Source organism: Flavobacterium sp. PS2 (genome assembly GCF_046250155.1).
Classification (GTDB): Bacteria; Bacteroidota; Bacteroidia; order Flavobacteriales; family Flavobacteriaceae; genus Flavobacterium.
In genome coordinates, this window is record NZ_CP176426.1 from 1476568 (window position 1) to 1490051 (window position 13484).

General features: G+C 36.8%; 5 protein-coding genes. All 5 read right to left on the reverse strand.

The window, feature by feature from the left end:
• Window positions 1–417: 417 nt before the first annotated feature.
• Window positions 418–6063: a T9SS sorting signal type C domain-containing protein gene (locus ACJ6WR_RS06275; RefSeq protein ID WP_409417357.1), complete on the reverse strand. Its 5646-nt coding sequence runs from the start codon at window positions 6061–6063 to the stop codon at window positions 418–420.
• Between the two features lie 504 nt (window positions 6064–6567).
• Window positions 6568–7710 carry an exo-beta-N-acetylmuramidase NamZ domain-containing protein gene (locus ACJ6WR_RS06280; protein ID WP_409417358.1) on the reverse strand — a complete coding sequence of 381 codons (1143 nt, stop codon included), beginning with the start codon at window positions 7708–7710 and terminating at the stop codon, window positions 6568–6570.
• 291 nt (window positions 7711–8001) lie between these two features.
• The gene (locus ACJ6WR_RS06285) at window positions 8002–9306 is read right to left on the reverse strand and encodes a serine hydrolase domain-containing protein (protein ID WP_409417359.1); all 1305 of its coding nucleotides are present in this window, start codon (window positions 9304–9306) and stop codon (window positions 8002–8004) included.
• Window positions 9307–9311: 5 nt separating this feature from the next.
• Window positions 9312–11816, reverse strand: coding sequence for a beta-N-acetylhexosaminidase (locus ACJ6WR_RS06290; RefSeq protein ID WP_409417360.1), 2505 nt, complete (start codon window positions 11814–11816; stop codon window positions 9312–9314).
• A gap of 21 nt (window positions 11817–11837) precedes the next feature.
• Window positions 11838–13310 (reverse strand): glycoside hydrolase family 10 protein, encoded by a 1473-nt coding sequence (locus tag ACJ6WR_RS06295; RefSeq protein ID WP_409417361.1) that lies wholly within the window; start codon window positions 13308–13310, stop codon window positions 11838–11840.
• Window positions 13311–13484: the final 174 nt, after the last annotated feature.

A 13484-nucleotide genomic window follows, 5' to 3' on the forward strand; every position in this document is an offset into this window, starting at 1 on the left:
TCGTGAAATTTGTAGCTAAAAAATTAACCGCAAAATTGCCTTAGTCTTTGTCCCTTTGTAGCTCAGAACCTCAGCGCCTTTGTCCCTTTGAAACTGGGAGACAAAAGTGTAAAAGTTAGGTTTGCGAATGTCAGGCTGAGCGGAGTCGAAGCCCCACAAGTAACTAACATAAAGTTTTTCTTAAATTGCGGAGCCATTCGCGGAGATTCCTCAATTCTTCGGAATGACAAGATTGGGGTTATGTTGTGATCAAGTCTTTGTCCCTTTGTCCCTTTGCAACTTTGCACCTTTGAACCTCAGCACCTTTGAACCTTTACAACTTAGCACCTTTAAACCTCAACAGTTTAGAATCTATTAAAAAACAAAAAACCATTCCGCAAAACGGAATGGTTTTTAAAAACACAATCTTTATTCAATTTAATAAATCACTTTTTTAATTTTGGTCTGATTGTTATCTAAGACAACTTTAACCACCAGAACTTGATTAGCAGATTTTAAATTATCGATACTCAATTTAGGATTTCCTATCCCACCTTTCTCGTAGAGTAAATTACCCGAAACATCGTAAATAAATACCTGATTAATATTCTGATCAAACGCATTAACACTTATCACTTTGTTTAAAGTAGCTACAGAAATTGTATTGTTTGCCGATGCAGAATCTTTTGAAGCAACTGCACGACCAAATACGAAAGGAATACCAAGTGTTAATTCCTGCACACAACCTTGAGCTGACGTTATTATAAAAGTATAAGTGCCAGATGATAGATTTTGAATTAATAAAGAAGATAGATCTGATTCATAAACTACTGATCCTGAATTATATGATATAGTCCAATCACCTTCAGGTAAATCTTCGAAAAGAATACTTCCCTTAGATGAAGATGTTTCTGGTTCAATTGTAGTTGCAACGGCTGGCGTTTCATTAACAGTCACAGATATAGAATATGGACTACTGCTTATACCACTCGCATTTTTAACAGTCAATGTTCCGATATAAGTTCCCCCAGCAGTTCCCCCAGGCACATTAATCTTAATTGGACTGGCAGGTAATGCTGCATCTGTAACGGCTGCAAAACTATTTACAGGAGAAGAATCCCAAACAATACTATAAGAGACAGGAGATCCTGTTGTTGCACTATAACTTAACGCTGCTCCTTGCGCAGAAACTCTTGAACAAACAGCATTTGTTGATTCTGCTACTGTTATTGTTGGTGATGCTACAGCATTAACTACTAATGATACTCCCTGAGATACCATACAAGATCCGCTATAAATATCCATTCTTCCAATATAGGTTCCCGGCGGAACATTTGGAGATACTTGAATTGTATTTATTACACCTCCGCCCGGAGCAGAAGTGAATGCAGTTAAATCTTGATTTTGCATTGGGCTATTACTTGAAAAAATTTTCCAATTAATAGAATACTCTGTAGGGTTTCCTGTAATTGCAGTATATGCTAATGATGCTGTTTGCGAGCTGGTACTTGTAAAAACTGGTGTAATTTCTCCGTTTGTTGTAATTGTAGGAAGTGAGTTTACAGTTACTGTAAAAAGTGAGCCTGCACTACTAACACCACTCGCATTTTTAACAGTCAATGTTCCGGTATAAGTTCCCTCAGCAGTTCCCCCAGGCACATTAATCTTAATTGGACTGGCAGGTAATGCTGCATCTGTAACGGCTGCAAAACTATTTATTGGAGAAGAATCCCAAACAATACTATAAGAGACAGGAGATCCTGTTGTTGCACTATAACTTAATGCTGCTCCTTGCGCAGAAACTCTTGAACAAACAGCATTTGTTGATTCTGCTGCTGTTATTGTTGGTGGTAGTACTACATCATTCACTTGTATTGTTACTGCTAGATCCGTTTTACAAGTTCCGCTATAAATAGTCAGTAGTCCAACGTAGGTTCCTGACGGGACATTTGGAGATATTTCAATTGTATTTATCACGCCTCCGCCTGGAGCTGCAGTGAATGGAGTTAAACCTTGGTTTTGTATTGGACTGTTAGTGGAAATAACATTCCATTTAACAGAATACTCTGTAGGGTTTCCTGTAACTGCAGTATATGCTAATGATGTTGTTTGCGAACTGGTACTTGTAAAAACTGGTGTAATTTCTCCATTTGTTGTAATTGTAGGAAGTGGATTTACAGTTACTGTAAAAAGTGAGCCTGCACTACTAACACCACTCGCATTTTTAACAGTCAATGTTCCGGTATAAGTTCCCTCAGCAGTTCCCCCAGGCACATTAATCTTAATTGGACTGGCAGGTAATGCTGCATCTGTAACGGCTGCAAAACTATTTGTTGGAGAAGAATCCCAAACAATACTATAAGAGACAGGAGATCCTGTTGTTGCACTATAACTTAATGCTGCTCCTTGCGCAGAAACTCTTGAACAAACAGCATTTGTTGATTCTGCTGCTGTTATAGTGGGTGCTTCAGGGTTAATTACTATTGATACTTCCTGAGCTGCTGAGATACAAGTTCCATTGTAAATAACCAAACTTCCAATATAGGTTCCAGGCGGAACATTAGGAGATACTTCAATTGTATTTATTACACCTCCGCCGGGAGCAAAAGTGAATGAAGTTGTACCTTGATTTTGCATTGGACTATTACCTGAAAAAACGTCCCACTCAATATAATATCCTATAGGATCTCCTGTAACTGCAGTATATGTTAATGATGCAGTTTGCGAGTTCGTACTTGTAAAAACTGGAGAAATTGTTCCATTTGTTGTAATTGTAGGTTTTTCATTTATAGGCACAGTAAAAGATGAGCCTGTACTAACTACGCCACTTGCATTTTTCACAGTCAATGTTCCCGTATAAGATCCTCCAACAGTTCCCGCAGGAACATGAATATCGATACGGCTTTCAGGTAATGCTGCATCAGTAACTGCTGCAAAACTATTTGCTGGAGAAGAATCCCAAACAATACTATAAGTAACTGGAGAACCCGTTGTTTCACTATAATATAAATTTGTTATTCGCTCTTCATCAGCTGGACAAATAGGAAAGGTTCCGTCTGATATGGTTATAGTAGGTAAATCCTCTACTGTTACAGTTGTTGCCACAGAATTTACTACTGCACAATCCCCACTTTGTACAACAGCTCTAAACTGTGTAGTTTCTGTTAATACGCCTGAAGTGTACGTAGTATTTGTATTTGCGATATCAACCCATGTCGTAAACGGATTTACAGATGACTGCCAGTTAACAACCGATCCTGTATGACCGGATAAAGTCAGTAAACCACTTGTGTTTCCATAAGTAATTGTTGTTCCGCCAGTTACTGTTCCACCAACTGTTGGCGGATATATTGTTATAGACACGGGATATACAGAACCGCAAGATCCATTTTTTAATATCAATGATCCTTGATAGGTTCCTGGTAAAGCATTTGCTGATACTTCGATTTGAAATGTATTAGGAGTTGAAGTAAAAAGATGTGGAGTATCAGGAATATCTACTAAGAAAGCTGCATTTGCTTCGTTATCCCAATTAACTGCATAGCTTGTAGGACTTCCAGTAGTAGCACTATAAGCTAAATCTGATATTTGCGAGCCTGCACAAATCGCAGAGAATATTCGAGTTGATGTAATTTTAGGAATTTCATTTATAGTTACAGTAAAAATTGAACCCGTACTAACACCACCATTTGCATTTTTTACAGTCAATGTTCCCGTATAAGTTCCCACAGCTGTTCCGGCAGGAACTGCAATCGTAATTGGACTAGACGGTAATGCTGCATCTGTAACTGCTGCAAAACTATTTGCTGGAGAAGAATCCCAAACAATACTATAACTAATTGGAGATCCCGTTGTTTCACTATAACTTAACGGTGTATTTTGCGCACCCACAATTGAACATCGAGATCCAGCCGAAGCTGACGCTGTTATAGTAGGTAAAGCCTCTACCGTTACAGTTGTTGCAGCAGAATTTACAACCGGACAAAATCCTGTTCGTACAACTGCTCTAAATTGTGTAGTTTCTGTTAGTACTCCTGAAGTGTAAGTTGTATTTGTATTGTCAATATCAACCCAAGCCGTAAACGGACTTACTGATGACTGCCACTTAACAACAGATCCTGTATGACCTGATAAAGTCAGCAAACCACTTGTCTCTCCGGAATTAATTGTTGTTCCGCCAGTTACTGTTCCACCAATAGCTTGCCCAATTATTGTTATCGTTACCGTAGATGCAGAACTGCAAGATCCACTTTTCACTATAAATGATCCGTTATAGGTTCCCGGTAAAGCATTTGCAGGTATTTGAATTGGGATTCCTCCACTTGAAGCAAAATTATATGAAGTATCAGGGATATCCGCTAACAAAGCTGCATTTGCTGCGTTATTCCAATCAAGGGCATAACTTGTTGGATTACCAAAAGAAGCAACATAAAATAAAGTTGATGTTTGTGAATTGCCGTTTGCACAAATTAGAGAAAGTACTCCATCTGATATAATTGTAGGAGTTTCATTTATAGTTACAGTAAAAACTGAACCTGTACTTATACCACCGCTTGCATTTTTTACCGTTAATGTTCCGGTATAAGTTCCGGCGGCAGCTTCGGCAGGAACTGCAATCGTAATTGGACTAGATGGCAACACTTCATCTGTAACAGCTGCAAAGCTATTTGCAGGAGAAGAATTCCAAACTATACTATAGGTAATTGGAGCTCCCGTTGTTGCACTGTAACTTAGAGCTGTACTTTGTGCATCATCACTCGTACATACACTATTTGCAGCTAATCCCGTTATAGTGGGTAAAGGCACTACTGTAACCGTTGTTGCAGCAGAATTTGCTGCTACACAAGCACCACTCTGAACAACTGCTCTAAATTGTGTAGTTGCAGTTAATGTTCCTGAAGTATAAGTTGTATTCGTGTTTGCAATATCAACCCAGGCCGTAAACGGACTCACAGATGACTGCCACTTAACAACAGATCCTGTATGACCTGATAAAGTCAATAAACCGCTTGTACTTCCTGCATTAATAGTAGTTCCGCCATTTACTGTTCCGCCAACTGTTGGTGGGGATACTATTACAGTAGCCGTATTATTTGTTGTAATAGTAGATGAGCACGTTTCTGAATCAAGTTTAGTGACTGTTATGATGCTTGATCCTGCAGTAGTTAATCCTACTGCTGTAAAAGTTCCTGTTCCTGCTGTACTAACTGTTAGATTTGCTGTTAATCCTGTCCCACTTGGACTACTTCTGTTGTAAGTAACCGCATAATTACCAATAGGCAATGACGTAGCACTACCTGTTACTGTTATTGTAGATGTTGTACCACTAGAAGCACAAATGCTTGCAGCAGTTGTAGATGTAATACTATAATTAGGACAAGAATAAGAAATAATCACTTTTCCTGCTGCGCCTGCACCCCCAATTTGTGCAACACCCAATGCTGAATTTATGGCACCACTACCTCCTCCACCAGCTGGTGAACCTGCAATTCCGGGTGCATTACTTAAGAGTAAACCCGAAACAGCTCCTCCTCCGGCTCCTCCTGAATTTGCTCCGGCACCTCCAGCACCAGACGAAAGCAATAATCCTAAAAGATTCCATGAGTTACCATTGCCTCCGTTTACACCTGCAAACTTACTAGAACCTGTCGAAGCTGCAATTGTTCCTCCTGTCCCTCCTAAAGGAGAACCTCCTGCATTATTGGCGTCTCCACCTGAACCACCTGCTGCTAAAATAGACGATTCAAAACCTGTAATAGTAGAGTTCCCTCCTGCAGCACCAGCTCCGCTGGTACCAGCGGTTTGACTAGCAACTACTACATTTAGCGTTGCTCCGGGAGTAACTGTAATTGGAGCACTTGCGTAAGCTCCTCCTCCTCCTCCGGCAGCACCTCTTCCTAAAAGCAATGGGGCACCACTGGCTCCACCGCCAGATCCGCCACCGCCCCATGCCTGAACAATGACACTAGTTACACCAGCAGGGACAGGAAATGTCCCATTGTTGGTGTACGTTTTCGTCGATCCTGCTTGGGACCACGAATAAGAACTAATAAAGACGAGTAATAAAAATAATTTTAATTTCATAATAGTAGGTTTTAATAATGAAAAAAATCAGTTAATTATTTGGGGTAAAGGGTATTTATAAGAAGGTGGTATTAAAAAGAAATTCCATTTGATTAAAATGTTATCAATGCATTTTTTATCAAGAAACACATAATTCATAAGTAACTGAACTACAGGTATTTAAAAAACTTAATGATAAAATTAACAAAATATTTCTGCATATAATTAAAATATTTCTCATATTTTCATGCAGTACATCGAAAAAATTTAAATTTTAATCAAGTTTTTAACACGCTATATATCAATAAGTTATAATTATCATTTTGTTACAAAAAATGTTGTTTTTCTTACAGTACCATTTAAGTGGATAAGGTGTTGAGGCGCAAAGGTGCTGAGAGACAAAGGTTCAAAGGCTTTGTTTAGGTGTAAAAATCCGTTTTATCTGCGTTACTTTCTTTTCATAATAAAAAAAGCCCTAACAAGTTTTAAAATCTTGTTAGGGCTATGTCTTTCTATTTATTATTTTTATTTGTAAATCAGATACTGCGCTCTCATTTTTTTAAAGTCTCGCAAACCATCTTTCCAACTATTTCTAATTTCTTCTTCGGAGATTCCAGCTTCTATTTGTTGTTGCAATTTTTCATTTCCAGCTCGTATAGAGAATTTTCTTTTATCGAAGAATTTAGACTTATCTGCAGTTGTTTGGTATGCTTTGATCAGCCATTTAATTTCTAGTTTATTAATTCTAGGAATTGCCGACAAATCCTCCCCATTACATTCTACATCATTATATAAAGGGTCTTTATCTCCAAAATTTGGTTTTGGAGTAAATGCAAAATTGCTTTTTGGTAAATAAGGAGAACCATATATCTGGAATTGTTTCTCCGTTCCACGTCCCATACTTATATTAGTTCCTTCAAAAAGGCATAAACTAACATATAAATTAATCGATTGATCGTTAGGTAAATTAGGAGAAGGTCGTACTGGCAGACTATAACTCATGGTTCTATTATAATTCAGACACGGAATAACGGTCAATTTACATTGAATTCCGTCTTTAAGCCATTTTTCTCCATTAATCATTTTAGCTTCTTCGCCTAAAGTCATTCCGTGGAGCAAAGGAGTTCGGTGCATTCCAATTCCGCTTTGAAACGCAATATCCAAAACAGGACCATCTACAATACCAATATTCGGATTCGGGCGATCTAATACAATTAACGGAATATTATTCTCGGCACATGCTTCCATTATTCTATGCATTGTAGAAACATACGTATATAATCGTGTTCCTACATCTTGCAAATCAAAAACCATGATGTCAATTCCTTTTAATTGCTCAGCATTTGGTTTGTTATTTTTCCCGTAAAGGGAAGCAATCGACAATCCTGTTTTGGTATCGATTTCATCAGATACGTGTTCGCCAGCATCGGCAGTACCACGAAAACCATGTTCTGGTGCAAAAATGGTTTTTATCTTTACTTTCTTTTCAACCAAAAAATCAACCAGATGGGTTTTCTTATCAATAATTCCTGTTTGATTGGTTACAATACCAATAGTTTTCCCTTTTAGTAAAGGTAAATATTCAGTATAATTTTCTGCTCCTGTTTTTATTTTTTGCGCAAAAGAAACGGTTGTAATTAATACGCATATTATGGTTAGTTTTTTCATAGGGTTTATTTGTTTTTCACTAATTGCACGAATTAGCATAAATTGTTTCACTCAGATTTAGCAGATTTAAGCCGATTAACACAGATTGTTTTTTGCCACTAATTTTTGTTTCTCGCAGATTCTGCAGATTTAGGACATTTACATTATAATAAATTGTTTCTCGCAGATTTTGCAGATTCTGGCAGATTTAAATTTTATAATCTGTGTTGATCTGCTTAAATCTGTAAAATCTGCGTGAAAAACTTAGCGTCAACAAAACAAAAATCATTTTTAATCTGTGGCTAACTTTTTTCACTCATTTATTTGTTTCCAAATCTTCGGGCAAAAATCATCTTTATACATTAATCTATTAGTTCTTGTAGGGTTTACACGATTGGTAAGAATAATTAAGAACCTATTATTATCGGGATTCAAAAAGAAAAATGTTCCTGTAAAACCCGTATGTCCAAAATCATTTTTGCAATAAAATGCATCAGGTTTTCGTTTATCAAAACCAAGTCCACGATAAATTCCTTCTTTGGCAAGAGGTGAATTAGTAAATGCTGCAACCACCTTTGCTTTTAGAATTTGCTTACCTTGATACTTCCCATTGTTAAGCAACATCTGGCAAATTACCGAGATCGATTGTGCATTGGCAAACAAACCTGCATTCCCGGAAACTCCACCTAAAATAGCCGCAGCTTCATCATGTACATAACCTTTGATGGTATCTTTTCTGAAAAAATTATCAATTTCGGTTGGCATTACATTTTGCTCCGAAGTCCATTTTAAAGGATTATATCCAATTTTTGAGATTCCTAATTCAGCATAAATTTTATTCGCCAGTTGATCTAATTTTTTACCTGTATTTGTCTCCATCATTTGTTGTACAAGGATCAGGTTTAAATCGCTGTACAAATACTTACCACGAGGATTGGTATTGGCCACAGCAATTTTTGCATAAACCGATTTATAAAACTCAGGATTTATCCACATATTTTTATAGACTTGCACATAATTATCCTTTGGCTCGAAAGAGAGATAATTTGCATCATAAACAATATTCTTGTTTACATACATCGTATCAAATAAATCAGGATAGTTCCCAGACTTTTCTTTGCTTAACAAAGGTGATCCATCTGGCGTAGATAACATACTTTGATAAAAAGTAATACTGGGCGTTAATCCTGTAGTATGTGTAAGTAACTCAAAAAGGGTTAAATCGGCAATAGCTGTGTTTTTATACATAGGAACTACTTCTCCCAACTTATCATCTAAATTCATTCTGTTTTCTCCAACCAAACGCATGGCAACGAGGGTTGCTCCTAAAACTTTAGACATAGAAGCTAAATCGTACACGTCGTCTGTTTTTACTAACTCTTTTTTTGAATAATCGTGGTATCCATAATTTTTCAAAATGAAAACAGAATCTTTACTACCTACAATAATTTGTGCTCCAGGGAAAAACCCTTTTTCGAGCGCATTATTCATCATCGAATCGATGTAAACTTCATTTTGCTTTGTATCGAAAGATTTTATTGAACTCTTTAGAGAATGGCAACTAATCTCTAGAAGAATCAAAAAAACAAGTACGATTTTAACTCTTATTTTCTTCATGTTCTTTATGGATTAACTCTCAAGTCCTGACCTGCCATAAGAGGCTCGTTGTTGGTTCCTGTGATCATTATTCTAACTGCTTTTACAGGTTTCTTTGGGTAGATGGAAGCATTCCCATAATCAAAAATGTCTCCTTTTTCAAAATCAACTCCGTTATACGAATATTCAACATAACCATCATTTACAATAAATCTTGGGTGATGTGGAATTCCTGTCAGCACATCAATTTTTGAAGAAACAACAGGATTGGTAAAAGTGTATAAAATCCAGTCACCACTCACACACGGAACATCGGTACGCAAATAAGTCTCTTCATTATAATCTTCTAATCTTGAAATTGGAAATTTAGGATTTTCAGCCATTGATGAGGTAACTTTTACCTCTGGTTCCAGATAAGGTGAACAATTGATTTTTACCATAGCTGAAGATGCTGTAGCTTCTTTATTATCTACAGTAAAGTCTAAACGATAAGTGTTTTTATCATTATAATTATCAATCACAAATCGCAAACGAGGTTTGGATTTCAACGTTTTTTCTTCTGAATAGCTTTGGATTAATTTATCATTTTCATAAAGTGAAACCAATTTAATAACTCCATTACTAGCCTCATCTGTAGTTGGATTAAAAGTTAAATACCAAATCCCGCTTTTATCAACATGCTCCGTAATATTCTCTGAAATATTTAAAACCTCAACTTTTGATGTATTCCAATTTGCAACTGGCAATTTCTCAACTTTTACCGCAGGACTTGCTGAATCTTCATTAAAGAAGCTACGGAACAGGTATTGCTCGTAATTCTTAGTCTGGATTGGTCCAGTATATAAAGGGGATTGTCTCGTAGGTTCGTTTCCTTGCGCATCATAACGTACAACAGCTCCTTCATAAGGTGGTGTTACTGTAATAGTTCCGCTTTTATAAATTGCCGTTGGCGGAAAATCTCTAAAAGCAATTCCCATATTAGCCAAACGTTGCAAATGGCTATTGGTTAATCTTCCATAAAAATTATCCCAGTTTTTATCTTCTTTTTTAGACCATCCAATTTCCGACAAAGCACTAATTCTTGGGTAACTTTGGTATTCTACAAATCGTGTCGGACGGTCAAGATATTCACTCCACAAAGCACCTTGAACTCCTTTTATCAATTTTTGTTGTTCGGGTGTTAAATCGTTGTCTGGAATTGGCTCAAACGAATAAGCTCTTTTTGTATCTGTAATTGCTGCCCAACGATGACCACGTTCATTTTCGGACTGTGCCATGTCAAAATAGGTAAATTGTCCTGGCATCATAACAGTTTCATATCCTTTTTTAGCCGATTCAATTCCGTAGCTTATTCCCTGCCAGGCACTAATTAAAGTGTTTGGATTTATTTCTCCTCCTTTTAAAATTTCATTCCAGCCAGCTGTTTTTCTATTGTATTTTTCTACGATTTTTTCAACACGCCTAAAGAAATAATTCTGAAGTTGGAAAGTATCTGTATATCCTTCTTTTTCCATCAGCGCTTTACATTTTGGGCAATGTTCCCAATTGGCTCTGTTTACCTCATCTCCTGCAACATGAATATATTCAAAAGGAAACATTTCTGAAACCTCTCTAATTATAGAATCTAAAATTTGATAGTTTTCTTCACGTCCCACACACCATACATTTTTTACTTCTCCCTGAACACTTTTTGTTTCCTGTGTCGTAACACATCCTATTTCTGGATATGCTGCCGTTACAGCGCGAGAATGTCCCGGAATTTCGATTTCGGGCATGATTGAGATTCCACGAGCTGCTGCATAAGCCACAACTTCTTTCATATCAGCTTGGGTATAATAACCGCCGTAACGTTTGTTTCCTGAACCATAAGATGGCAACAATACTTCTCCTGGTCCTCTCCAGGCTCCTTTTAAAGTTAAATCTGGCATTGATTTAATCTCGGCTCTCCAACCGTTATCATCGGTAAGATGCCAATGAAAAACATTCATTTTGTGTGCTGCTAACCAGTCGATATAATTCTTAACCGTTTGCTTATCAAAAAACTGTCTTGAACAATCAAGCATCATTCCGCGCCATTCAAAACGAGGATAATCTTCTATTTTCACAAACGGAATTGTTCCTTTTTTTACCTCTTTGGCAGAGCAAATTTGTAATAAGCTTTGAAGTCCGTTTAGGACTCCATTTGAAGATTTTCCTTTTATAACCACTCCTTTTTTAGTTACGCTCAATTCGTAACCATCATTAGGAAGATTTAGTTTTTCATCTACTAAAAATGATATTCCATCTTTTTTATTTCCTTTTCCAATAGAAACAATCGGTTTAATTCCTGTAGTTGCAAAAAAATCACTCCCTATATAATGGGCACTTTTTTGCAACTTTTTGTCTACAACAATTTGTACTGATGAAGGAATTACAAATGTTCCTTCTTTCTGTTCTATTTTTACTGGTTGCGGAATTATATCGAGTTTCTGAGCCTGTAATACATTCAGGGAACTCAGGAAAACTGCGATTAGTAGCATACTTTTTTTCATCTTTTCTGGTTTTTTGTTTTGTTAAAATTGTATCGGAATACTTTCCGTTTGTGTGGTACTCAAAGCGGTAATGGCATAAATGTATTTTTCAAAATTAGCATTTGGCACTTCTAATTTTGTGGCTGTGGTTACATAGTAAATATTCTCAGGATTAGAGAAATCGGTTATTTTTCCTTTAGCAAATCTATAAATCACATATTTTTTATTGTTCAATCCAGCCTTCCAGGTAAGCAGTCCTTTATCTCCGCTTTTAGCAATCGTAGCATTTATTGGCGGCTGTGGTGTTATTCTTGTAATTCTGTTTGCTTCGGGTGTTAATGCAATATATTTATATTGTTTTTCTATAAGAGGCTTTCTAAGTGTATCTCCTTTTTTTAGAAAATTATTTGCTGTAAAATACATGGAGCCATCTAGTAAAGGCAGAGACCGAACCATTTCTATTTGCTTCACAATCTGGTCTGGACTTCTCCACTCTACTTCATTTGCTGTTTTCGAAAGCTTATAAACTCCGTGACCTACATATACATTTGCCCCGTATTTATGTTTTGCCCACCATTTTGCCAAAACTTCAAAATTAGCTCTGTCAAAACCAATGTGCCAGTATATTTGAGGTGTTACATAATCTATCCAGTTTTCTTTTTGCCATTTTAAAACATTGGCATACAAATCATCATAATTTGTAGCTCCTGCCACAGTGTTTGATCCTTCTGAATCTTTGGCAATATTTCGCCATACTCCAAAAGGTGAAATTCCGAATTCGACCTCTGGTTTATTTGCAATTATAGTATCTCGTATTTGTTTGATTATCAAATCGACATTGTCCCTTCTCCAATCGTCTTTGTCTTTAAACTGACGAGGTTCTTTGGCAAATGCAACCTGATCAGGAAATTCTTGTCCAGCAATTCTATATGGATAAAAATAATCGTCCATATGTATCGCCTGAATATCATAATTCCGAACTATTTCGCCCACTACCGAGGCTACAAAATCTCTGGTTTCTTTGTAACCGGGATTAAAATATCTTGTATTTCCGTAAGTAAGGAATAGCTCTGGTTTCTTAAAATATAAATGCGTTTTTGCTAGCACATTCTTAGCCGTATCTTTTTGTACACGATACGGATTTAGCCAGACATGCACGCTCATTCCTCTTTTTCCTGCTTCGTCAATCATTAATTGCAATGGGTCAAAACCGGGAGTAACTCCTTGTGTTCCTGTTATCCAATGTGATGCTGGTTCTTTTGTCGATTTGTAATAGGCATCTGCCGTAGGACGAATTTGAAAAATTACGGTGTTCAGATTATACGACCGTAAATTATCCAGAATTGTTATCATTTCGGCTTTCATCGCCTTGTCTGATAAACCTGGTTTTGAAGGCCAATCGATATTATCTACAGTAGAAATCCAAGCTGCCCGCATTTCTCTTTTTGCTGGTTGTTGTCCAAAAAGATTGGTTTGAAACAACAGCACTAGAATTAAAATTTTTAAGATTTTCATAAATTCTATTTTTGGTTAGTTATTTTGGTTTTGTATTCGTGTTGAAACTTTAACCGCAAAGCTCACAAAGATTTACGCAAGGTTCGCAAAGTTTTCATTTAATCTATATAATCTTTTATTGTTTCTCTCGCAGATTTGGCAGATTTAGCAGATTCAATTTGTGTAATTCGAGGC